Here is a 22,599-nt window from a genome sequence, read left to right as displayed (position 1 = left end):
ATATCGAGCAGACAAGAGCACGGCTCCCCGACCTGCGAGTATAACATTCAAGACTCACAGACTTGTGCAAAAAATGCCCTCTCAAGCCCCGCTTGCAACCGTACTCCACACCTCGATAAGCCGCGTATTCTGCTCCGGCGTTCCGATACTGGGACGCAAACAACCCACCAAAGCCGGGTGTCCGGCATCCAGGTTTTTAATCAAAATATCCGCCTGGGACAGTGCATCGAGCACGGCACGCCCCTGTTCCGGCGACTGCTGCACAAGTAGAAAATTGGCCGCACTGGGAAACACGCGGGTTCCGGGCAGCGCATCCAGCGCCTCGGCCATGCGTGTCCGCTCGGCGCACAGCACTTCAACCTGCTGGTCAAAGGCACTCGAGTTGGCCAGCGCAAATTCAACACTGGCCTGGGTCAGCACATTGATGTTGTACGGCAGTCGCAACTTGTCGAGCTCGTCGATCAAGGCTTTGTGCCCCTGAATGAAGCCCAGGCGCAAACCGGCCAAGCCCCACTTGGACAGCGTGCGCATCAGCAGCACATGGTCGAAAGCACTGGCCAGGGCCAGGCTGTCACCGCCGGCAAAAGCCAGATAAGCCTCGTCAATCACCACCAGCCCGGGCGCCGCCGCGCAGATGGCGCGCACCGCATCTTCGTCAAAACGATTGCCGGTCGGGTTGTTGGGCTGGGCGATGAACACCAGCGCCGGTTGCTCACGCTGCAGCGCAGCCAGGAAGGCATCGGTGTCCAGCTGGAACTGGTCATCCAGCGGCACCGGAACAAAACGCAGATTGCAGGCCAGCGCGAGATGACGGTACATCACGAAACTGGGGTCAGGGGCCATCACCACCGCCCCCGGTCGGGCCACTGCCAGACACAGCATCTGGATAATTTCATCCGAGCCATTGCCCAACAGCATGTCCCACGACGACGGCATGGCAAAGCGCTGGGTCAAAGCCCGCTTCAGCGGTGCGGCCGTGGCATCCGGATAGCGGTTGAAATCAACCTGAGCAAGGCGCTCAAGCCAAGCCTGGCGTAAATCGGCCGGCAAGGCGTAAGGGTTTTCCATCGCATCCAGCTTGGTCGCATCCGGCCGAGGCGGCGGTGCCTGATAGGCCTTGAGCTGATCCAGCGCCGGCGCGAACACGCCATTCACACTCATGGTTTGGCGCGCACTTCGGCCGAGCGCGCGTGCGCCTCCAACCCTTCACCGCGGGCCAGCGCAGCCGCCATCGGGCCCAGCTTCTGCGCCCCGGCCGGCGAGATGCGCAACACGCTGGAGCGCTTCTGGAAATCATAGACACCCAGTGGCGAGGCAAAACGCGCGGTGCGCGCGGTCGGCAGCACATGGTTGGGGCCGGCGCAGTAGTCTCCGATCGCTTCCGGGCTCAGCGCGCCGACAAAGATCGCGCCTGCATGACGGACCTTGTCGACCCACGCCGGCGCATCAGCCAATGCCAGCTCCAAATGTTCCGGCGCCACCTGGTTGGCCAGGGCGATAGCCTCGTCCAGATCACGCACCTGAATCAGCGCCCCGCGCCCGCGCAGGGACTCGGCAATGATGGCCGCACGCGGCTGGTTCTTGAGCTCCTGCTCAAGGACCGCAGCCACCGCATCCAGATGAGCCGCGTCCGGCGACAGCAGTATCGACTGGGCCAGCTCGTCATGTTCGGCCTGCGCGCACAGATCCAGGGCCAGCCAGCGCGGATCAACACTGCCGTCGGAGACGATCAGCACCTCCGACGGACCAGCGATCATGTCGATGCCCACCTGACCAAAAACCTGGCGCTTGGCCGCCGCGACAAAGGCATTGCCGGGCCCGACGATCTTGTCCACCGCCGGAATACTTGAGGTGCCGTAGGCCAGCGCCGCCACGGCGTGCGCACCGCCGACCCGGAACACCCGGTCGACTCCGGCCACGGCGGCCGCCGCCAGGACCAGAGGATTCAGCGCACCGGCCGGGGCCGGCGCGGTCATGATGATCTGCTCCACGCCAGCCACCTTGGCCGGCACCGCATTCATCAACACCGAAGATGGGTAGCTGGCCTTGCCGCCCGGCACGTAGATACCGACCTTTTCCAGCGCCGTCACGCGCTGGCCCAGGACCGAGCCATCCTCGTCGGTCCAGTCAAAACTCTGGCCCAGCTGATGCTCGGCATAACGCCGCAGGCGCGCCGCCGAGGTCTCCAGGGCTTCGCGCGTGGGCTGATCCAGCCCTTCAAGCGCGGCCTGGCAAGCGCTCAACGGCACTTCCAGCGCAGCCACTGAATCGGCCTGTTCCTGATCAAAACGCCGCGCACAGTCAAGCACCGCCGCGTCACCGTCGCGGCGCACCGCGGCAATGATGGTTTCCACCGCATCGCGGACTTTGTCGTCGCCCGAGGGTTCGCTGGCCAACAGAGCCTGAAAGCGTGCATCAAACCCGTCGTCGGCGCTGCTCAGCCGGGCGATGTTCATGCTGCGCCCTCCACCACGGCGGCCAGTTCGTCGATCAGCTGGCGGATTTTGGCGTGCTTCATCTTCATCGCCGCCTTGTTCACGACCAGCCGCGAGGAAATCTGCAGGATGTCTTCCAGCGGCTTGAGGCCGTTGGCCTTGAGCGTGTTGCCGGTGTCGACCAGATCCACGATCAGATCGGCCAGCCCAACCAGCGGAGCCAGCTCCATGGAGCCATACAGTTTGATCAGCTCGACCTGCTCACCACGGCTGGCATACCAGTCGCGGGTGATGTTGACGTACTTGGTGGCAATCCGCAGGCGCCGATCCGACGGCCGCGTCACCTCATCGGTGCCAGCCAGGCACAGACGGCAACGCGCAATGTTCAGATCCAGCGGCTCATACAGCTGGTTGCTGCGGTGCTCCAGCAGCACATCCTTGCCGGCAATCCCGACATCCGCCGCACCGTGCTCGACATAGGTCGGCACATCGGTGGAACGCACGATGAGAATTTCATCGACCAGGCCGTCTGCAGCAATCCGCAGTTCGCGGGTTTTACTCAGATCCTGACGCGGATGGATACCCACCTTGGCCAGCAGCGGCAGGGTGTCGTCCAGGATGCGCCCTTTGGCCAGGGCCAGCGTCAGTTTCTCGGATGAGTTACTCATAGTGTTCTACGCAGCGATACGTTGGATGCTGGCGCCCAGCTGGCGCAGCTTGTCCTCGATGTGTTCATACCCGCGATCCAGGTGATAGATGCGGTCAACGGTGGTCTGCCCATCCGCCGCCAGCGCGGCCACCACCAGGCTTGCCGACGCACGCAGATCGGTCGCCATGACCGGCGCACCCTTAAGGCGCTCGCGCCCGCGCACCACCGCGGTGTTGTTTTCCAGACGAATGTCCGCCCCCATGCGCTGCAGCTCCGGCACGTGCATGAAGCGATTTTCGAAAATCGTTTCGTGGACCACGCCAACACCATCGGCCAGCGCATTCAGGGCACAGAACTGGGCCTGCATGTCGGTCGGAAACGCCGGATGCGGCGCCGTGTGGATATCCACCGCCAGGGGCCTGCGGCCGTGCATGTTCAAGCTGATCGCATCCTGGGCCACCTCGATCTCGGCTCCGGCCTTGCGCAGCTTCTGCAACACAGCGTCGAGCAGATCGGCCTGTGCGGCCTGCACGGTCACCTGTCCGCGGGTCAGCGCTGCGGCCACCAGGAAGGTACCGATTTCGATGCGGTCAGGCAGGATACGGTGCTGCGCGGCGTGCAGGGCCTCAACACCCTGGATGCGGATGACCGAACTGCCCGCACCGCTGATCTTCGCCCCCATGGCGATCAGGCACTGCGCCAGATCAACCACCTCGGGCTCACGCGCGGCGTTCTCGATCACCGTTTCGCCATCCGCCAGCGTCGCCGCCATCATCAGGTTCTCGGTGCCGGTGACCGAGACCATTTCCATGACGATACGGGCCCCGCGCAGGCGCGAGCAGCGGGCCTGAATATAGCCATCGACCACATCCACCTCGGCCCCCATAGCGCGCAAGCCATCCAGGTGCACGGTGACCGGTCGGGCACCGATCGCGCAGCCACCCGGCAGCGACACATCGGCCTGACCGAAACGCGCCAGCAAGGGCCCCAGCACCACGATCGAAGCACGCATGGTGCGCACCAGCTCGTAGGGCGCGACATGGGTGTTCAGGTCAGCCGCCTGCAGGGTCAGGGTGTGGCCACTGGTGCTGTCTTCCAGACTGACGCTCACCCCCATCTGCGCAAGCAGACGGTTCATGGTCACCACATCCTTGAGATGCGGAACGTTGCTCAGCGTCAGCGGTTGCGCGGTCAGCAGCGCCGCGGCCTGTATCGGCAGGGCCGCATTCTTGGCGCCGGAGGCACGCACCTCACCAGCCAGCGGTCCACCGCCTTCAATACGCAGTTTGTCCACGAATCAGGCCTGGGCAACGCGGGTCTTGAGGGCCAGCGCGTGAATTTCGCCACCCATGCGCTCACCCAGGGTGGCGTAGACCATGCGGTGCTGCTGCACGATACCCTTGCCGGCAAACTCGGCACTCACCACTTCGGCTTCAAAATGGGCGCCATCGTCACCGCGCACGGTGACCTCGGCATCGGGCAGGCCCTGGCGGATCAATTCGGCAATCTGTTCTGCGGTCATGAGGTCATTCACTCGAAATTCGGGGCTTAGGGGCGCAATTTGTAGCCGGTGTGCAGCAATCCCAGGCAAATGCCCGAAACCAGCATCAGGAACCCGCCAACAACGCCAAGACTGAGGGCACCGGGGGCATCGGCCACACCGAAAAAGCCCAGACGAAAGCCGTCAATCATATAAAAAAACGGGTTGAAATGAGACAGGCCAGCCCAGAACTCCGGCAGGGAATGGATCGAATAGAACACCCCGGAGAGAAATGAGAACGGCATGATGAAGTAGTTCTGGAAGGCTGCCAGATGCTCGAACTTGTCGGCCAGAATGCCGGCGATCATGCCCAGCGCCGCGAGACACGCACTGGACAGGAACAGCATTGCCAGCAGATGCAGCGGCTGGGCAATTGGCAACGGTACGAACAGCCAGCCCACCGCGTACAGACAGCTCGCCACCAGCGCGCCGCGCAGCACCGCTGCCAGCACGAACGCGGCGAAGATCTCGAATATCGACAACGGCGCAAGCAGCAAAAACACCAGATTGCCGTTGATCTTGGACTGGGTCACGCTGGACGAGGTGTTGGCGAAGGAATTCTGAATCACACTCATCATCATCAGGCCCGGAATCAGAAAGGCCAGATAGCTGACGCCCTCGTAGACTTCGACGCGCCCTTTGAGGACCTGCCCAAACACCACCAGATAAAGCACCGAAGTGATGACCGGCGAGGTCACGGTCTGCCCCACTACCTTCATGAAACGGCGGATTTCCTTGCGCAGCAGGGTGACAAAACCGACCCGGTTCATGCTTCACCTCCGGTCATTTCGACAAACACGTCTTCCAGCGAAGGTTCGCGCATGCGGATGTCTTCCAGCCGGAAACCGGCCTCACGCACGCCATCCAGCACATCACCGATGCGGTCCTTGTCCTTGTGCAGGCGGAACTCGATGTCGCCGCTGCCGGCTTCGCCGTGACTGCTGACCAGAGCTTCAAGCGGGCCGCTCAACTGCCCCTGGCCACTGGTCTTGATGCGCACAAAACGGTAGGGGTGACGGCCCAGCATGGTGCTTTTGTCTTCCAGCGCACGGACCTGACCATGGTCGAGTATGGCAATGCGATCACACAGGGCCTCGGCCTCTTCCAGATAGTGCGTGGTGAGCACGATGGTGTGGCCCTCGTTGTGCAGGCGCCGGGTGAAATGCCACAGGGCGCGGCGCAATTCCACATCGACCCCGGCGGTGGGCTCATCAAGGATGACCACCGGCGGCTTGTGCACCAGCGCCTGGGCGATGAGCACACGGCGCTTCATCCCGCCAGACAGCGCGCGCAGCTTGGCATCGCGCTTGCCTTCCAGATCAAGGGCACGCAACAGCTCGTTGATCCAGCCCTGCACATCAGCGCCACGCTGACCAAAATAGCCGGCCTGGATGTGCAGCATTTCCTCGATGGTGAAAAACGGATCGTAGACCAGCTCCTGTGGCACCACGCCCAGGTTCTGTCGCGCCTGCCGATAGGCACTGACCGTGTCGTGGCCCATTACGCGCACGGCGCCGGCATCCTTGCGCACCAGGCCCGCGATGATGCTGATCAGGGTGGATTTGCCCGCGCCATTGGGGCCGAGCAGGCCAAAGAACGAGCCAGCCGGTATTTCGAAGCTGACCCCACCCAGGGCCTGTAGCGAACCATAGCGCTTGGACACCGCATCGATGTCTATGGCAGCGGTCATTGTTTAGAATTCGGGGTTCAAGCGGAGGCGAAGTTTACTTGATGGCTTGCCTTTCCGCCTTCATTGCCCGACCGGATCACACATGCTCGTCTCACTCGCCGCGGTTGCCGCCGGCCTCATCCTGCTCACCTACAGCGCCGATCGCTTCGTGCTTGGCGCCGCCAGCATCGCGCGCGTGCTCGGCGCGCCGCCGCTGCTGATCGGGATCACCATCGTGGGCATCGGCACCTCTGCCCCGGAGGTTCTGGTCTCGCTCAGCGCCTCCTTCAGCGGCGCACCGAGTATCGCCGTGGGTAACGCCGTGGGCTCCAACATCACCAACCTGGCCCTGGTGCTGGGGGTGACGGCGCTGATCTCCCCTCTAGCGGTGGCCTCGGGCATCCTCAAACGGGAATTGCCGCTGGTCCTGATCGTCAGCCTGCTGGCCTATTACCTGTGCTCTGACCTGATCCTGAGCCGGGTTGAAGGCGCAGTGCTGTTCGTCGGTTTTCTTGGCATGCTCGGCTGGATGGTCTCGCTGGCCCGCAGCGGAACCAGCGATGACCCCATGATTGCGGAACTGTCCGAGCACGAAAACGACGCCCAGCTGCCCAAGGCCAAAGCCTGGATGTGGGTCGCCTTCGGCATGATCATGCTGCCGGCCAGCGCCCAGCTGCTGGTCTGGGGCGCCAGCGAGATCGCCCGCACCTTCGGCATTCCTGACCTGGTCATCGGTCTCACCATCGTGGCCATCGGCACCAGCCTGCCCGAACTCGCCGCCTCGGTGGCCAGCGCCCTGCGCGGTGAAGCCGAGCTGGCCCTGGGCAATGTGCTGGGCTCCAATCTGTTCAACATCCTGCTGGTCCTCGGCCTGCCCGGCCTGATCGCGGCCCCGGCGCTGGACAGCGAGCTGATGGCGCGCGACCTGCCGGTCATGCTCGGACTCACCGTGGCAACCCTGATCATGGCCTTCGGCTGGCGCGGCCCAGGCCGCATCTCGCGGCTTGAGGGCGGGCTGTTGCTGGCCGCCTTTGCGGCTTACGAACTTATACTGGCGATTGACCTGAATCTGCTGTGAGTGCTGCGATGAAACCCGAGACGCTGATCGAACGTGGCCGTGAAGTCCTGAGCATCGAACGCGACGCGCTGACCGCCTTGACCGATCGCATCGATGCCGATTTCGCACGGGCCTGCGACCTGATGCTGGCCTGCGAAGGGCGCGTGGTGGTCACCGGCATGGGCAAATCCGGCCACATCGGCAACAAGATCGCAGCCACGTTAGCCAGCACCGGCACACCGTCATTCTTCCTCCACCCGGGCGAAGCCAGCCATGGTGATCTCGGCATGATCACGCCCAAGGATGTGGTCGTGGGATTGTCGTATTCGGGTGAAACCGCCGAACTGCTGACCCTGATCCCGCTGATCAAACGCCAGGGCGTGCCGCTGATCGCCATGAGCGGTCGCCCCGAGTCCAGCCTGGCCAGCGAGGCCGACGTGCACCTCAATGTGGCCGTGGCCAAGGAAGCCTGCCCGCTCAATTTGGCGCCAACCGCGAGCTCCACCGCAACCCTGGCAATGGGCGATGCCCTGGCCGTGGCCCTGCTGGATGCGCGCGGTTTTACCGCTGAAGACTTCGCCCGCTCACACCCGGGCGGCAGCCTCGGCCGACGCCTGCTGGTTCATGTTCGCGATGTGATGCATGCCGGCGATGATGTCCCCGCGATACGGCGCGGCGCACCGCTGGCCGAAGCCCTGATCGAAGTGACCCGAAAAGGCATGGGCATGACCGCGGTCATTGACGACGACCAGCGCATCATCGGCATCTTCACCGATGGCGATTTGCGCCGCACGCTGGACCGCAACGCTGACATGCACAGCACTCTGATCGAGGAGGTCATGAGCCCCGGCCCCAAGACCATCGACGCCGATCAGCTGGCGGCCGAAGCCGTGGCCATGATGCAGCAGCACAGCATCACCGCGCTGCTGGTTGCCGATCAGGACAAGCGCCTGCAAGGCGCATTGCACATGCATGATCTGCTGCGTGCCGGAGTGATCTGATGAATGACGACCTGCGCGCCCGCCTGAGCGCACTCAAACTGGTGATTTTCGACATCGACGGCGTGCTCACCGATGGCAAGCTGTATCTCGGCCCGGACGGCCAGGAATGGCGCAGCACCCATGTGCGCGACGGCCTCGGACTGAAAAACCTGCAGGCCGCGGGCATCGTCACCGCGGTGATCAGCGGTCGCCCGGCTGGTGGTCTGGCCCAGCGCCTCAAATCGCTGGGCGTGACCCACCGGTACTTCGGTCAGGACGACAAACTGCCACTGTTCGAAGAGCTGATCGAACACCTCGGCATCTCGCCGCAGCAGGCCGCCATGGTCGGCGATGACACCCCGGACCTGCCCCTGTTTGCAGCTTGCGGCGCGGCCTTTTGCCCGGCGGATGCGCATGCCGATGTGCGGGCCGCTGCCGATTGGGTTGCGCCCAGCAATGGCGGCCACGGCGCGGTGCGCGAAATCTCTGATCTGATCCTTTCGACGCGATGAAAGCCAGCCCCACGATCCGAACCCGTATCGGGCTTGCGGCCCTGCCGCTGGCCCTGATCCCGGCGATTCTGATCGGGGTGGCCACCCAGGTACGCACACCCGGCGCACGGCCAGCCGCCGAGGTGCCCAAACCGCCACCGGAGGCCGACTACTACATCCGGGGCGCCCAGCTCAGCAGCATGGATGAGCAGGGCCAGCTGCTCTACCGGGTCAACGCCGCCAACGTGCTGCACTTCCCCGATGACAGCGTGAGCATGGCCGATGTTGAAGTCGACTATCTCAACGGGCCATGGACGCTGACCGCGCGCAGCGGACACATCCCACCGGGCGAGGAATCGCTGGAACTGTCCGGCGATGTCAAAATGCACGGTACACTGCGAACCGGCGAAACCGTGAACCTGAGTACGGACAGCATCCGCATTCGTTTTGCCGAACGCCTGATTGACACCGAATCCACCGTGCACATGAATTCCGACAGCGTGAACGCCACCGCCACCGGCCTGCGTACAGATATGGCCGGCCAGGAACTGCGCCTGCTCTCCGATGTCCGCGTCCGCTATGAACCGTAAACTTTTTATCGCCCTGCTGCTGACCTGGCTCAGCCTGCCAGTGGCCGCACAGCAGCAAGACCGCCCGGGTTTTCTGAGCGATGCGCTGGCGGTGGAAATCGAAGCCGACGAGGCCGAGTTGAGCGAGGAGCGCGATGTCAGCGTCTACCGTGGCAACGTGCGCCTGAAGCGCGGGCCGCTGACCATGCACGGCGAGCAACTGCGCATTCAGCGCGATCCGGCCAGCGGGCAGATCGAAGCCCGCCTGTCCGGCAATCCCGCCACCGCCGAACATCAGGCCGAACAGGACGGCCCGCCGGTGATCGCTTCGGCCAGCCAGATCGTCTACACCACCATCGTCGAGGTGCTTGAACTGGCCGGCCATGCACGCATTCAACGCGGCGAAGACGAACTGCAGGGCGACAGCGTGCGCTACGACGTGGCCAACGCCCGCATCCAGGCCGACGGCGGTAAGGACCGTGTCCGCATCGTGATCAACCCGCCGGCCGAGGCCAGCAGCAAACCGTGAGCCTGGTCGCCCACAACCTGGTCAAGCGCTACCGCAAGCGCACCGTGGTCAATGGCGTGTCGCTGCACGTCAACCCGGGCGAAATCGTCGGCCTGCTCGGCCCCAATGGCGCGGGCAAAACCACCTCGTTCTACATGATGGTCGGGCTGGTCCCGGCGGATGAAGGGCGCATCAGCGTCGGCGACATCGACATCACCCACCTGCCCATGCACCTGCGAGCACGGCTCGGTGTCGGCTACCTGCCGCAGGAAGCCTCGATCTTTCGCAAACTCAGCGTGACCGAGAACATCCTGAGCATCCTGCAGGTGCGCAAGGACCTCAAACGCAGCCAGCATCGTGAAGAGTTGGAAAAGCTGCTGGAGGAACTGCACATCACGCACATCCGCGACGGGCTGGGCATGAGCCTGTCGGGCGGCGAGCGGCGCCGCGTGGAAATTGCCCGCGCACTGGCTGCCGAGCCACGATTTATCCTGCTCGACGAACCCTTCGCCGGGGTCGACCCGATCGCCGTTGGCGACATCCAGCTGATCGTCAACCACCTGCGAGATCGTGGCATTGGCGTGCTCATCACCGACCACAACGTGCGCGAAACCCTGGGCATCTGCAGCCGTGCCTACATCCTCAGCGAAGGCGGCGTGATCGCAGAGGGCACCCCGCAGAACGTGCTCGAGAACGAGCAGGTGCGCAAGGTTTACCTGGGCGACGACTTCCGCATGTAAGACTTAGCGGGACTCGGCCCCGGGCGGGCGCGAGGACAGCTCGTAAAAGGCCTGACGCACGGCCACACCCTCATGCAACACACGGTAGACCTGCTGGCTGATCGGCATTTCGACCTTGTAGCGGGTGGCCAGCAGATTGACCTCGACGGCGTTGCGCACGCCCTCGACAACCTGGCCGATCTCCTGCTGCGCCGCATCCACGTCACGGCCCTGGCCGATGGCCTTGCCCAGGCGCCGGTTGCGCGACTGATCATCGGTGCAGGTCAGCACCAGATCGCCCATGCCCGACAGCCCCATCAGGGTCTCCGCCTGACCTCCCATGGCTTCACCCAGGCGCATGATCTCGCGCATGCCCCGGGTGATCAGCAACGCGCGGGTGTTGGCGCCCAGGCCCATGCCGTCAGCGGCGCCGACCGCAATGGCAATGACGTTCTTGACCCCGCCACCAACTTCCACACCGATGACGTCATCCGAGGTGTAGGCGCGCATACCCGGCCCATGCAGCGCATCAGCGGTTTCTGCGGCAAACCCGGGGGTGCGTGAGGCAATGGTGATGGCCGAGGGCAAGCCGCGCCCGACCTCCTTGGCAAAGGTCGGCCCGGACACAATCGCAAACGGCACGCGCCCGAGTCCGTCAGCCACAACCTCGTGGGCCAGGCGGCCGGTTTCGGGTTCAAAACCCTTGCTGGCACAGGCCACACGTCGCGGCCCCGTGGCCAGCGGCTTGAGCGTATCGACCAGCGGACCCAGCGCATGACTGGGCACGGCCAGCAGCCAGAATGACACTGCCGCAGCCTGCTCCAGGCTTTCCGCCACGCGCAAACGCGCGGGGAAATCGCAACCCGGCAGGTAGCGCTGATTGACGCGCTCGGCGGCAAGCTGCTTGAGCTGGGCCGCATCGCGCCCCCACAGCAAGGTGTCGCAACCGTTGCGGGCCAGCTGTATGGCCAGCGATGTGCCGTAGGAGCCCGCACCGAAAACTGCGATCTGAGTCATGCCCGTTCTCCGCTGTGGCGCATGGTTACGGCTCAGTGCTTGGCCGCGCCGTCCGCTCCGGCCTGCTGCTGCTTGAGATATTCCTGAAACAGCGCGTCGAAGTTGACCGGCTGGAGCAGGAACTGCGGAAACCCGGCGCGCTGAATCAGGTCGCTGACGGTCTCGCGCAGATACGGGAACAAGGCGTTGGGGCAATAGGCGCCCAGCACCGGCCGCTGATCGTCCTTCTCGGCAAAGCCGCGCAACACGAAAATTCCGGCCTGGTGCGCCTCCACCAGATAAGCCGTGTTGTCGTCCAGCTTGGCGGTCACGGTCACCGACAGGGTGACCTCATGGGTGCTGTCGGCAACACCTTTGACATCGGTGTTGATCTGCACGTCCATCTTCGGCTTCCACTCCTTGGTAAACACCAGCGGCGCACCAGGAATTTCGACCGAGCAGTCTTTGAGATAGATTTTCTGCATCACCACCTGCGGGCCGGTGGCCGGCGCTGCAGCGGCGTCTTGCGAAGCTTTGTCTGTCACGTTGAATCCTGTGAAACGGTATGGCGCGAACGCCGGTTTATTTGGTGGTCAGCGGCAAGCCGGCGTTCTGCCAGGCATTGATACCGCCGGACATGGGGTAAACCTCTTCAAAGCCGGCAGCACGCAGCTTCACACCGGCCTGGGCTGCGCTCGAACCCAGCGCACAGCACAGCAGTATCGGCTTGCTCTGGTGTTTGCGCAGGCTTTTGATTTCATCATCCAGCTTGGCCATCGGAATGTTGCGCGAATCAACGATGTGACCGCGCTTGTAGTCGGTGGCCGCGCGCAGATCCACGATCAGCGCATCCTTGTCGTTGATCAGGCGCACCGCATCGGACGGTGCCAGCCGACGCCCGCCGCGGCGGATCAGCACCAGTTCGTTGGCAATAAGCGCCACCAGTATGGCCAGCAGGGCTCCAGCCAGGAGCATGTGGTTACCAAGAAATTCGCTGAACTGCTGCATGAAGGACATCGCGCGGGAAAACCGCCATTATCGCCTCTGAGGCTCACGCATGAAACCCGCCCGACCGTTGCGCAAGATGAAATCCGTCAAGGCTCATGCGAACATGCGCGCCGCCATGCGCATGTTCGTTTTCGCCCTCCTCCTTATTCCACTGCAACTCGCGGCGCAGGGCGATCTGGCGCAAAAAAAAGCGGAACTGGCCTCCCTCAAGGCGCGCATCCAGAGCATTGCCGCGCAGGTTGAGCGCGACAAGCAGACCCAGGACAGCCTCAGCCAGGACATCGAACGCATCGAGCAACGCCTGGCCAGCTTGCGCGAAGCCACCCGCACGGTGACCCGCGATCTGCGCGCGGCGGAAACCCGCAGCGCGCGTCTCGAAGCGGAACGCAAAGCGCTGCAAAGCGAACTCAGCGGGCATTACAAGGCCCTGGAATCACAGTTGCGTGCGGCCTACATCATCGGGCGCCAGGCGCGCACACGCATGCTGCTGAGCCAGCATGACCCTGCCCGCCTGGCCCGCATGCAGGTCTATCTGGAATATTTCCAGCGCGCTTACCAGGAGCGCATCATGGCCTTCGAAGCGACCCTGACCCAGCTGGAAACCAAGAACAAGGAAGCGGCCCAGGCGCTGAATGAACTCAAGGCCCTGAAAACCAGTCGCGAGCAGGCCCTGGCCGGCATCCAGACGCAGCGTCAGCAACGCCAGGCCCTGCTCGACGAAGTCCAGTCGCGGCTCGGCGCCGGCGGCGCCACATTGCGTGACCTGCGCAATCAGCAAGCCCGTCTGGAGCAACTCATCGAGCAACTCAGTGCTGCGCTCAAGCAGACTCAGTTGCCGTCGCTCAGTGGCAATCTGGCCAATCTGAAAGGCCAGCTGTTCCGGCCGGTCGAAGGCCCGACCTTGGCCAGCTACAACAGCCTGAAAGCCGACGGCGAAACCAGGTGGAAAGGACTGTGGCTGGGCGCTGATGAGGGCGCGCCAGTGCGTGCAGTGGCCTCCGGACGGGTGGTCTACGTGGACTGGATGCATCATTTCGGCCTGCTGGTGATCGTCGACCACGGCGAAGGCTGGTTCAGCCTGTACGGGCATAATCAGACGGCCAACAAGGCGGTGGGTGACAGCGTCAAGGCGGGCGAATCGCTGGCCCAGGCCGGCAACACCGGTGGACACGACAAGCCCGGGGTCTATCTGGAGATTCGCCAGGGTCGGAAAACGCATAACCCCATCCGCTGGCTACGCGCCGCAAACCCCTGAAAACAACGGTTTCTTCACACTTTTGTGTGGTAATGTTGGGCGTTCTTCCGGAAAGCCGGAATTTTTCCCGCTCTCTCGCAGTCCAAACGCCCGTTATCCGCGACAGCCGCGCCCCGGGCAGCGCGCACGAAAAGATTCACTATGGCAACCAAGTTCAAAGCTACTGCACTGATGGCCACCGGCGTTCTGCTGGGTGCCTCCATCACCCTGACCCAGGGTGTTTTCGCCGACCGCGAAAGTAGCCCGGCCAGTCTGCCGTTGCAGGAGCTTCAGGCGTTTGCCGAAATTCTTTCCCAGGTCAAAGACAATTACGTCGAGGACATCGACGACAAGGAACTGATCGAACACGCCATCCGCGGCATGCTCGACGGCCTGGACCCGCACTCGGCCTACCTCGACAGCGAGGAATACAAGGAAATGTCGATTTCCACCTCCGGCAAGTTCGGCGGTCTGGGTATTGAAGTGCAGATGTACAACGGTTTCGTGCGCGTGGTCTCGCCCATCGACGACACCCCGGCCAGCCGCGCCGGTATCGAGGCGGGCGACCTGATCGTGCGCATCGACGAAAAGCCGGTCAAAGGCATGACCCTGAGCGAAGCGGTGCGCATGATGCGCGGCAAGCCCGGCACCAAGATCGATCTGCTGGTGATGCGTGAAGGCGGCGCCCAGCCGTTCAAGGTCAACATCACCCGCGACATCATCAAGGTCGAGAGCGTGCGCTCGCGCATGCTGGAGCCGCGCTACGGCTATCTGCGCATCTCCACCTTCTCCGGCAACACCGCTGCATCGGTAGAGAAACAGCTGAACAAGCTCAACCAGGAAGCTGACGACAAGCTGCGCGGCATCATCCTCGACCTGCGCAATAACCCGGGCGGCGTGCTCACCGCCGCTGTCGACGTGTCTGACATTTTCCTTGAAAGCGGCACGGTGGTATCGATCAAGGGTCGCCATGACAGCGCCTTGCGCGAATTCACCGCCAAGCCGGGCGATGCCCTGTACGACAAACCGATCGTGGTACTGGTCAATGAAGGCTCGGCCTCGGCCTCGGAAATCGTCGCTGGCGCTTTGCAGGACCACCAGCGCGCGGTGATCGCCGGGCGCAAAACCTTCGGCAAAGGCTCGGTGCAGACCATCGTGCCGGTGCGCAACAACGCGGCCATCAAGCTGACCACAGCGCGCTATTACACGCCCAACGGTCGCTCCATCCAGGCCGAAGGCATCGAACCCGATGTCAACATCCGTTCACTGGAAGTGAGCAAGCGTGAGCAATCGTTCACCCCGATCACCGAAGCTGACCTCAACAACCGTCTCGATAACGAGAATGAGGCCGAAGCCGCCAGCGCCTTGGAAGCCGGCAAGGATGACGAGGAACTGTCCCTGGCCGAGTCCGACTACGCGTTGTACGAAGCGCTCAACCTGCTCAAGGGTCTGAGCATCATGAGCGCATCGCGCTAGAGCTTAAGGTTGCACCGTTGGCCAACACGCCAGCGGTGCCGTCGAGACCATCAATCTCAGGTGCGTGACCACTAAGCCATCGCCGCGGCCCGCGCCGCCGCAGGCGAGCTGTTGAGGTAGGCCAGCGCTTCTTCGGTGGAACCTTCCTTGACCGGGTCATACCATGGACTGAAGAACGGCAGTTCCTTGAGCGCCAGCCAGAACGGTGACGGCAGGTGTCCGGTTTTCACCTCGCGCATCCACTGCATCCAGATCCATGGCTTGAACACGCTGGGCTTCTTGGCTTTGAAACGCTCATCCTGCTTCATCAGGTGCGCGGCCCCGTGCACCCACAGCCCGTAAACCGCCGGCATGGCGATCGAGGCCAGGTAGTACCGTGAGGCATAACCACCGCCCAGATGGCGATACACGTCAAACGCCACGCAGCGGTGCTCCACTTCTTCGGCGCCATGCCAGCGCAGCAGGTCGAGCAGCACCGGGTCGGCACCGGCTTCATCCCACGAGGTGTTGCGCAGCACGTAATTGCCGAGCACGCAGGTCATGTGCTCAATCGCGGCGACGATGCCCAGCCGGAAGACCAGCCACTCTTTTTGCGCGAACTTGGGCAACTTGATGCCCATCGGCTCGTCGCTGAGCAAGCTTTCAAACAACCAGTCCTCCTGCCGCGTATTGCTCTTGGTTTCGATGCCGTGGGCATTCAGGTACTCGACGATGGCGGCGCCGTGGGCGCGCGCGTGCATGGCCTCCTGACGCACGAACATCTGCACGTCGGCCTTGAGCTTTTCGTCGGTGATGTACGGCAGGGCCTTGTTGTAGATCTTGCAGAACCAGAACTCGCCAGCCGGAAGCAGCAAGTTGATCTCATTGATGAAATGGCTGGCAAACGGACTGCCGGGAATCCATTCCAGCGGGGTTTGCGACCAGTCGAATTCGACCTTGCGATGAACCAGCGAACCCGGTGTTTTCGACACCTTGGGCGAAGTGGGGCGGGCGCGCCGCGCCGCTGCGATGGAAGTCACGCTCATTGTTGTTTTCTCCGTGCTCAGGGTTCCAGATCCAGTTGCGCCAGACGCCGCGAAAGCCCCGGCACCAGCCGCGACAACAGGCGACTGCCGTGTGCTTCCACGCCGACCGGGACTTCAGCGCTGTGCTGCTCCACCGCCTTGAGTATCGAGCGGGCGATCGCCTGCGGCTTGAGATTGCGCCGCTGATACAAGCGTGTTGCATCGCTCTGCTTGCGTTGCTGTTCGGCCTCACTGACGCCGACAAAGCGGGTGCTCTGGGTGATGTTGGTGATCGACAGTCCAGGGCAGATCGTGGCCACATGAATGTCATGTTCAGCCAGTTCGGCACGCAGGCAATCGCTGAGCATGCGCACCGCCGCTTTGCTGGTGTTGTAGGCCGACATGAAGCGAGCCGGTGTGTAGGCGCCCATCGAGGCGACATTGACAATGTGGCCCCTGCGCCCGCTCTCGATCATCTGTGCGCCGAACAGACGTGAGCCCTGAATCACACCGCCCAAATTGATCTTGAGAACCTTGTCCCAGTCAGCATCGCTGGTGTCGAAAAACGAGCCGGCAAGACCGATACCGGCGTTGTTGACCACCACATCAACCGCGCCAAACTCCTTGCCCACCCAGCTGGCCAGACTGCGCATGGCGCGCGCGTTGCCGACATCCACCACCCTGGCCCAGGCACTGACCTCGCTCAGGCGACACAGGGTTGCGGTGCGCTCGGCCGCCTCCTTGTTGATGTCCACCGCGATCACATCAGCGCCAGCCTCGGCAAAGGCCAGCGCAGTTTCACGCCCGAAGCCGGAGCCGGCACCGGTGATCAGCACCAGTTTGCCGGCGTGGCGGCGCGGCCGCCCTGGCGCCGTGATCCGGGCCCGCTGCAGATCGGCAGGCTGCTTGCCGCTTTGCACGAAGTCGACAAAACGCGCGATCTTGTCGGCCACCAGCTGCGGGTGACTCACCGGCAGCCAGTGTCCGGCATCGACATCGCAACGCCACAAATTGGGGACCCAGCGCGGCAGGTCATCCCAGATCTCTTCGATCATGAAATGATCACCCCGCGGAAACACCAGCTGCACCGGAATGTCCGTGGTGCGCAAACGGGGCTTGCCCAAGCGCTCGCCGACATTGGCCCGATAAAGCTTGACGCCGTGGGCGCCGTCCTCGGCCTGGGTCGGATTGGCGGTCGCGTCACGGATGCCTTCGACCCGCGCCAGCATGGCCGGCCACAAAGCGTTGCCGGCAACCTTCCACAATGCCGGCGCCAGCACCGGCAAATGGAAAGCGCCGATGTACCAGGAATGGGCCAGCTGTTTAAGGACAGCCGCCTTGTCCGTCGCCGAACGGCTGGCCAAGCGGGCTCTCAGCCACATTCCGGCGTGATCCAGACTGGGACCCGACATCGAGGTGTAGGAGGCGATGCGACCTGCCAGACGCGGCGTGGTCACCGCCTCCCAGGACTGGATCGAGCCCCAGTCGTGACCGACCAGATGCACCGGCTGATCCGGGCTGACGGCGTCGACCACGGCAGCCAGATCCTCGACCAGATGCTCCAGACGGTAAGCCGAGGTGTCCTGCGGACGGCTGGAGCGACCGGCGCCCCGCACATCGTAGGCCACCACCTGGTAGCGCTGGGACAAGGCCTCGGCGGTGCCCGCCCAGACGCTGGCGCTATCGGGGTAGCCATGCACCAGCACAATCACCGGCTTGGTCTTGGTGCCCTTACGCGCTGCCGCACCCCAGCGATACACGGCCAGATTCACGTCACCCGAGGTGACGTTCATATCCACTTTCATTGTCATTACGCAGCCTGTTCCAGCGGCCACAGGCCGCGTTGTTTCCAGCGCCGCACCTGCGGCACATCATCATCCAGCCAGAAGGCATCGTCCTCGGTCACCACCAGCAGCTCTTCCCACTTGGCGCCGACATCGCGAAAGCCCAGATGCGGCTCGACCGCCCACAGCCCAGGGGTGGGCGCATGCTCGGATTTGGCCGAGGAATTCCAGATCGGGTTCCAGCCTTCGCGTGCACCACGCACCCGGTCGCGCACCAGTTCGCTGATGTTGCGCACGCCGAAATTGGCGATGGTCAGGTGCGCGTCCTTGCCGTCGTCATCCAGGATTTCGATGCGATGGGCCAGTGTTTCAAACGGATAGGCCTTGTGACGGGGCTCATAGCCGTGACGCTGGCACAGCGCATCCACGGCACGACTGATCTCGGCCAGCGGACGTCGCGCCCGGACCAGCTCCAGAATCAGCATGCGGTATTCGAGCAGATCGTCCATCAACTGATCGAGCGTGGCGTTCTCGCCAATCACGCCGCAATAGCCGATATCCGCGGTGTAGCCGTTGAGGGTGGGTGCGCAATCCAGAATGAATGGCATGTTGCGCTCGAGTCGGCGCAGTCCCGGGTAGAACGCCGGGTTGAATCCACCCAGCTGCTTGATGCCGATCAGACCACGAAACGCCGTACGGTCACCAAACCAGGCAAACGGCTCATGGAAGCAATCGGTTGCGCCGTGCTCGACCAGCCATGCTTTCATGCGCGCGGCCACCTGGCGCTCGGTCATGCCAGGCCGCATGTCGGATGCGGTGGCTTCGGCACAATCGTAGGCCAACCGCTGGGCGGCCCGAAAACCGGCCAGATCGCCCTCTTTCAGTGCAGGTGAAGCATTTTCCATCGTCGTCGCCTCATTGATGCAGCGCACCACGATAGTGCCGACCATGCCATTCGTCAATGGCACAGTTATTATGGTTTTGATTTATCAGCGAATTTGCTGCTCAACGCGCCCCGGAACGGCTGAAGTTCAACCACGTGGCCCGGGCGAAACACCACACCCCCAGACTGCCCAGCACCCAGCTGGCCAGCGGCAGGTCGGCGATACGCGCCGGCCCGCGCCCGTCCAGCCCCAGAATCACCGCACCGCCCAGACACAGCAAACCACCAAGCAGTGCCCATCGGTTGCGTGACTGCTGTTCGGCCAGATCCTGGCGCAGCGCCTTGAGCTCACGCGTCTGGGCGGCAAACTCGGCCGGCGGCCAGTCCTGCTGCAAACGCTTGAGCAGATCGGGCAGCGTCTCCACGATAGCTGGCAGATGGGCCTTCAGATCATCCAGACCGTTCAGCGGGTTGAGCCGCTGACGCATCCAGTCCTCCATGATCGGCTTGGCCGTTTTCCACAGATCCAGCTCCGGATACAACTGCCGCCCCAGACCTTCGATATTGAGCAGGGTCTTCTGCAGCAGAACCAGTTGCGGTTGCACTTCCATGCGGAAGCGCCGTGCGGTCTGGAACAGCCGCATCAGGAACATGCCAAAGGAAATGTCCTTGAGCGGCTTGTTGAAGATCGGCTCGCAAACGCTGCGTATGGCCGACTCGAATTCGTCCACACGCACATCATCGGGAATCCAGCCTGACTCCAGATGGAGTTCCGCCACGCGGCGATAGTCCCGATTGAAAAAGGCCAGGAAATTTTCCGCCAGATAGCGCTGATCAGACGGATTCAGACTGCCGACGATGCCGAAATCCAGGGCCAGATAACGCGGTTTTTCAGGGTTGCTGGCATCCACGAAAATATTACCCGGATGCATGTCGGCGTGAAAGAAGTTGTCGCGAAACACCTGGCGGAAGAAGATTTCCACACCACGCTCGGACAGCTCGCGAAAATTCACCCCCTCAGCGCGCAGCGCAGCCACTTCGTCGATGTTGTGCCCGTACAGGCGCTCCATCACCAGCACGTCGCTGCGGGTCAGATCAAAAAACACCAGCGGGTGGTAAATCAGATCGGAACCCAGCCAGTTGCGGCGCAGCTGGCTGGCATTGGCCGCCTCGCGCATCAGGTCGAGCTCGTCGAGAATGACTTTCTCGTATTCCTTGATCACCTCACGCGGGTGCAGACGGTCGGCGTCCGGGCCGAAACGCTCGGCCAGCGCGGCGAGAAAGTGCAGCAGCGCCAGATCCTTGCGCACGGCCTTTTCAATACCCGGGCGCAGGACCTTGACCACCACATCCATGCCCGGCGTGCCATCGGGGTTGTCCGGCAAACGCGCGGCATGCACCTGCGCCACCGAAGCCGAGGCCAGGGGCTTTTCGTCAAAAAAGGCGAACAGGCTACCGACCGGCTGCCCAAGGGCCGCTTCAACCTGCTCCCGTGCCTGCTGGCCGGGAAATGGCGGCACGGCATCCTGCAGCAGGCTCAGCTCGGCTGCGATGTCATCCGGCAGCAGATCCGGCCGGGTCGAGAGCGCCTGGCCAAACTTGATGAAGACCGGACCGAGTTCCTCCAGCGCCAGCCGCACCCGCTCGCCGCGCGGCTTGGCGAAGCGCTTGTTGGGGCGTCGCCCGACAAACTGATCAAGTCCATAACGACGCGATACGCGCCAGATCTGCCAAAACCGCGCGAGTTGACGCCAGTCGCTCATGCCGGATCATCCATGGCCGATTCGAGCCGTTTGATACGCGCTTCCAGGCGATCCACCGCCGTCGCAACCTCATCCACATCATCCATCCAGGCACGGGTCTGAGCCGGGTCGGCGGCCTCGCCGCCGGTCTGGTCAGGCGCATCGCTTGCCGGCGCGCGGCCCAGCAGCAGTTCACGCACGCCCTGACGACCAAAGTCGAGCAAACCACGCAAACCTTGACCCAGCTGCCCGCCCAACTGGCTGCCGAGCAGCGGCTGCATGAGGCTGCGCAGCTCGGTCTGAAGATCGATGCGCGCGGCGCGCAGGGCACCCAGCACGGTGTCGGCGTATTCGGCATCGCCACTCAGACGCAACGCCTCACCCATGGCTCGCGGGTCTTCACCCGCCGCCAGCCGCGCCAGACCAACCAGCGACGTGCTGACTCCGGCCCGGGCCGGCTCGCCCCCCGGACTCAGCTGCAGGCCGTGGCTGACCGGGGTCATGCGGAACGCCCAACCCAGATCACGCAACTCAAGCGCCACCGGCTGATCCGCATCCTGCAGCGCGGCAAGCGCCTCCGGACTGCTGGCCAAGGCCCGGTTGATGACGATTTCCAGCGGCCCCAGGGCCTGATCCAACAGGGCCATCAGAATTTGTAACCGCGGTGCACAGCGCAAATGCCGCCGGTCAGGTTGTAGTACTGGGTTCGCTCGAAACCCGCCGCGTTCATCATTGACTGCAGCGTGTCCTGATCCGGGTGCATGCGGATCGATTCGGCCAGATAGCGGTAACTTTCGGCATCACCCGCCACCGCTTGCCCCATGCGCGGCAGGATTTCGAACGAATAGGTGTCGTAGGCCTTGGACAGCAGCGGATTGGTCGGCTTGGAAAACTCCAGCACCAGCAACCGGCCACCGGGTTTGAGCACCCGCAGCATGGAACGCAGCGCCTTGTCCTTGTCACGCACGTTGCGCAAGCCGAAACCGATGGTCATGCAGTCGAAACTGTCATCGGCGAAGGGCAGCGCCTCGGCATCGGCCTGGGCGCAACGGGCCACCCCGGCGTAGCCATCATCGATCATGCGATCGCGCCCGCGCGAGAGCATCTCGTAGTTGTAATCGGCCAGGGTAATCGAACCACGCGGCCCCAGCCGGGCCGCCATGGCCGAAGCCAGATCGCCGGTGCCCGCTGCCAGATCAAGAATCTGGTCATTCTTCTGCACACAGGCCAGATCCACCGTGAAACGCTTCCACGCCCGGTGCACGCCCATCGACATCAGATCATTCATGACGTCGTAGCGTCCTGCCACCGAATCGAACACCTGCGAAACCCGACTGGCCTTATCGTTCCAGTCGACCTCGGCGTAACCGAAATGGGTGGTTTTCTGGTTCATCACTGCCCGCTTGTGCAAAAAGGGGTCAGTTTACTGGTCTTGAGGGACTCAGGGCACCTTCGGCCGCAAGGCCGACAGCGGCATGACATTTTCCGACTCGACCCGCGACATGCCTTGCGCCTCGATCCGCTCCAGATAGCGCAGCCACAACGACTCCTGACGCTCACCGTAGTCACGCAGGGTGTCCCAGGTGTACAGGCCGGTGTCGTGGCCGTCGGAAAAAATCAGACGCACGGCGTAACGCCCGACCGGCTCGATCTTGCGGATGCTCACATCCTGCTTGCCGCCGACCAGTTGGGGCTCGGACAGACCATGCCCCTGGACCTCGGCCGAGGGCGAATAGACGCGCAGAAACTCGGCGTCGAACAGATCCGGATCACGGTCGCTGAACTCGACCTGCAGCCGTCGCCCACCCTGCTGCAGACGCAGGGTCTTGGGTATATTGCTCATGCCCGGCCCGGC

The 22,599-nt window shown here is 63.3% G+C and carries 25 protein-coding genes; 8 read left to right on the top strand and 17 right to left on the bottom strand.

Annotated features, from left to right (window positions below; all coding sequences use genetic code 11):
- Positions 1-81: 81 nt before the first annotated feature.
- From hisC to ATO7_RS14745, 7 genes are read right to left on the bottom strand one after another with little or no spacing between them, the layout of a single operon-like run.
- Positions 82-1,161 (bottom strand): histidinol-phosphate transaminase, encoded by a 1,080-nt coding sequence (gene hisC / locus ATO7_RS14775; protein ID WP_083563085.1) that lies wholly within the window; start codon positions 1,159-1,161, stop codon positions 82-84.
- On the bottom strand, positions 1,158-2,456 hold the full coding sequence (gene hisD, locus ATO7_RS14770) for a histidinol dehydrogenase (RefSeq protein WP_083563083.1): 1,299 nt from the start codon (positions 2,454-2,456) through the stop codon (positions 1,158-1,160). The genes hisC and hisD overlap by 4 nt, the downstream gene beginning before the upstream one ends.
- Positions 2,453-3,103: an ATP phosphoribosyltransferase gene (gene hisG / locus ATO7_RS14765; protein WP_083563081.1), complete on the bottom strand. Its 651-nt coding sequence runs from the start codon at positions 3,101-3,103 to the stop codon at positions 2,453-2,455. The genes hisD and hisG overlap by 4 nt, the downstream gene beginning before the upstream one ends.
- 6 nt (positions 3,104-3,109) lie before the next feature.
- Positions 3,110-4,378 (bottom strand): UDP-N-acetylglucosamine 1-carboxyvinyltransferase, encoded by a 1,269-nt coding sequence (murA, locus tag ATO7_RS14760; RefSeq protein ID WP_083563080.1) that lies wholly within the window; start codon positions 4,376-4,378, stop codon positions 3,110-3,112.
- Positions 4,379-4,381: 3 nt separating this feature from the next.
- The gene (locus ATO7_RS14755) at positions 4,382-4,606 is read right to left on the bottom strand and encodes a BolA family protein (protein ID WP_083563078.1); all 225 of its coding nucleotides are present in this window, start codon (positions 4,604-4,606) and stop codon (positions 4,382-4,384) included.
- 26 nt (positions 4,607-4,632) lie between these two features.
- Entirely contained in the window at positions 4,633-5,394 is a 762-nt protein-coding gene (locus ATO7_RS14750) for an ABC transporter permease (protein WP_083563076.1), read from the bottom strand.
- A complete protein-coding gene (locus ATO7_RS14745) occupies positions 5,391-6,314 on the bottom strand; it encodes an ABC transporter ATP-binding protein (protein ID WP_083563075.1) in 924 nt (307 codons plus the stop codon). The genes ATO7_RS14750 and ATO7_RS14745 overlap by 4 nt, the downstream gene beginning before the upstream one ends.
- An 82-nt stretch (positions 6,315-6,396) precedes the next feature.
- On the opposite strand from ATO7_RS14745, the gene ATO7_RS14740 reads away from it, so the two are divergent.
- The 6 genes from ATO7_RS14740 to lptB are packed head-to-tail and all read left to right on the top strand — an operon-like array spanning position 6,397 to position 10,638.
- A complete protein-coding gene (locus ATO7_RS14740; protein WP_083563073.1) occupies positions 6,397-7,371 on the top strand; it encodes a calcium/sodium antiporter in 975 nt (324 codons plus the stop codon).
- Between the two features lie 8 nt (positions 7,372-7,379).
- Positions 7,380-8,351, top strand: coding sequence for a KpsF/GutQ family sugar-phosphate isomerase (locus ATO7_RS14735; RefSeq protein WP_083563071.1), 972 nt, complete (start codon positions 7,380-7,382; stop codon positions 8,349-8,351).
- On the top strand, positions 8,351-8,842 hold the full coding sequence (locus ATO7_RS14730) for a KdsC family phosphatase (protein WP_083563070.1): 492 nt from the start codon (positions 8,351-8,353) through the stop codon (positions 8,840-8,842). The genes ATO7_RS14735 and ATO7_RS14730 overlap by 1 nt, the downstream gene beginning before the upstream one ends.
- A complete protein-coding gene (gene lptC / locus ATO7_RS14725) occupies positions 8,839-9,411 on the top strand; it encodes an LPS export ABC transporter periplasmic protein LptC (protein WP_083563068.1) in 573 nt (190 codons plus the stop codon). The genes ATO7_RS14730 and lptC overlap by 4 nt, the downstream gene beginning before the upstream one ends.
- The gene (lptA, locus tag ATO7_RS14720) at positions 9,401-9,919 is read left to right on the top strand and encodes a lipopolysaccharide transport periplasmic protein LptA (RefSeq protein WP_158523224.1); all 519 of its coding nucleotides are present in this window, start codon (positions 9,401-9,403) and stop codon (positions 9,917-9,919) included. The genes lptC and lptA overlap by 11 nt, the downstream gene beginning before the upstream one ends.
- On the top strand, positions 9,916-10,638 hold the full coding sequence (gene lptB / locus ATO7_RS14715; RefSeq protein WP_083563064.1) for an LPS export ABC transporter ATP-binding protein: 723 nt from the start codon (positions 9,916-9,918) through the stop codon (positions 10,636-10,638). Before lptA ends, lptB begins: the two co-directional genes overlap by 4 nt.
- A gap of 3 nt (positions 10,639-10,641) precedes the next feature.
- Here lptB and ATO7_RS14710 read toward each other — a convergent pair whose 3' ends face one another.
- The 3 genes from ATO7_RS14710 to ATO7_RS14700 are packed head-to-tail and all read right to left on the bottom strand — an operon-like array spanning position 10,642 to position 12,588.
- Positions 10,642-11,634, bottom strand: a complete 993-nt coding sequence (locus ATO7_RS14710; RefSeq protein WP_146680384.1) for an NAD(P)H-dependent glycerol-3-phosphate dehydrogenase — start codon at positions 11,632-11,634, stop codon at positions 10,642-10,644.
- Positions 11,635-11,666: 32 nt separating this feature from the next.
- A complete protein-coding gene (gene secB / locus ATO7_RS14705; protein WP_146680383.1) occupies positions 11,667-12,158 on the bottom strand; it encodes a protein-export chaperone SecB in 492 nt (163 codons plus the stop codon).
- Positions 12,159-12,195: 37 nt separating this feature from the next.
- Complete coding sequence (locus ATO7_RS14700; protein ID WP_206044949.1) at positions 12,196-12,588, bottom strand: rhodanese-like domain-containing protein; 393 nt, start codon at positions 12,586-12,588, stop codon at positions 12,196-12,198.
- An 82-nt stretch (positions 12,589-12,670) separates the two neighbouring features.
- Here ATO7_RS14700 and ATO7_RS14695 point away from each other — a divergent pair, with 82 nt between their 5' ends.
- Both ATO7_RS14695 and ATO7_RS14690 read left to right on the top strand, forming a co-directional pair.
- Entirely contained in the window at positions 12,671-13,876 is a 1,206-nt protein-coding gene (locus ATO7_RS14695; RefSeq protein WP_083563063.1) for a murein hydrolase activator EnvC family protein, read from the top strand.
- A gap of 141 nt (positions 13,877-14,017) precedes the next feature.
- Positions 14,018-15,331 (top strand): S41 family peptidase, encoded by a 1,314-nt coding sequence (locus tag ATO7_RS14690; RefSeq protein ID WP_083563061.1) that lies wholly within the window; start codon positions 14,018-14,020, stop codon positions 15,329-15,331.
- 71 nt (positions 15,332-15,402) lie between these two features.
- Here ATO7_RS14690 and ATO7_RS14685 read toward each other — a convergent pair whose 3' ends face one another.
- Genes ATO7_RS14685 through ATO7_RS14655 form a run of 7 tightly spaced genes read right to left on the bottom strand, consistent with a single transcriptional unit; the run spans position 15,403 to position 22,587 of the window.
- On the bottom strand, positions 15,403-16,356 hold the full coding sequence (locus ATO7_RS14685; RefSeq protein ID WP_083563059.1) for a metal-dependent hydrolase: 954 nt from the start codon (positions 16,354-16,356) through the stop codon (positions 15,403-15,405).
- A gap of 17 nt (positions 16,357-16,373) precedes the next feature.
- Positions 16,374-18,146 carry an SDR family oxidoreductase gene (locus tag ATO7_RS14680; RefSeq protein ID WP_083563057.1) on the bottom strand — a complete coding sequence of 591 codons (1,773 nt, stop codon included), beginning with the start codon at positions 18,144-18,146 and terminating at the stop codon, positions 16,374-16,376.
- A complete protein-coding gene (locus ATO7_RS14675) occupies positions 18,146-19,087 on the bottom strand; it encodes a M24 family metallopeptidase (RefSeq protein WP_206044948.1) in 942 nt (313 codons plus the stop codon). Before ATO7_RS14675 ends, ATO7_RS14680 begins: the two co-directional genes overlap by 1 nt.
- A 37-nt stretch (positions 19,088-19,124) precedes the next feature.
- The gene (gene ubiB / locus ATO7_RS14670; protein ID WP_083563055.1) at positions 19,125-20,765 is read right to left on the bottom strand and encodes a ubiquinone biosynthesis regulatory protein kinase UbiB; all 1,641 of its coding nucleotides are present in this window, start codon (positions 20,763-20,765) and stop codon (positions 19,125-19,127) included.
- Positions 20,762-21,391: an SCP2 sterol-binding domain-containing protein gene (locus tag ATO7_RS14665; RefSeq protein ID WP_083563053.1), complete on the bottom strand. Its 630-nt coding sequence runs from the start codon at positions 21,389-21,391 to the stop codon at positions 20,762-20,764. Before ATO7_RS14665 ends, ubiB begins: the two co-directional genes overlap by 4 nt.
- Entirely contained in the window at positions 21,391-22,140 is a 750-nt protein-coding gene (gene ubiE, locus ATO7_RS14660) for a bifunctional demethylmenaquinone methyltransferase/2-methoxy-6-polyprenyl-1,4-benzoquinol methylase UbiE (protein WP_456238504.1), read from the bottom strand. Before ubiE ends, ATO7_RS14665 begins: the two co-directional genes overlap by 1 nt.
- Positions 22,141-22,185: 45 nt before the next feature.
- On the bottom strand, positions 22,186-22,587 hold the full coding sequence (locus ATO7_RS14655; protein ID WP_083563048.1) for a gamma-butyrobetaine hydroxylase-like domain-containing protein: 402 nt from the start codon (positions 22,585-22,587) through the stop codon (positions 22,186-22,188).
- Positions 22,588-22,599 lie beyond the last annotated feature (12 nt).

This window comes from Oceanococcus atlanticus (assembly GCF_002088235.1).
In the GTDB taxonomy this organism is placed as follows: domain Bacteria; phylum Pseudomonadota; class Gammaproteobacteria; order Nevskiales; family Oceanococcaceae; genus Oceanococcus; species Oceanococcus atlanticus.
The sequence above is the reverse complement of the archived record's forward strand: the minus strand, read 5'-3'. Positions and strand labels throughout refer to the sequence as shown.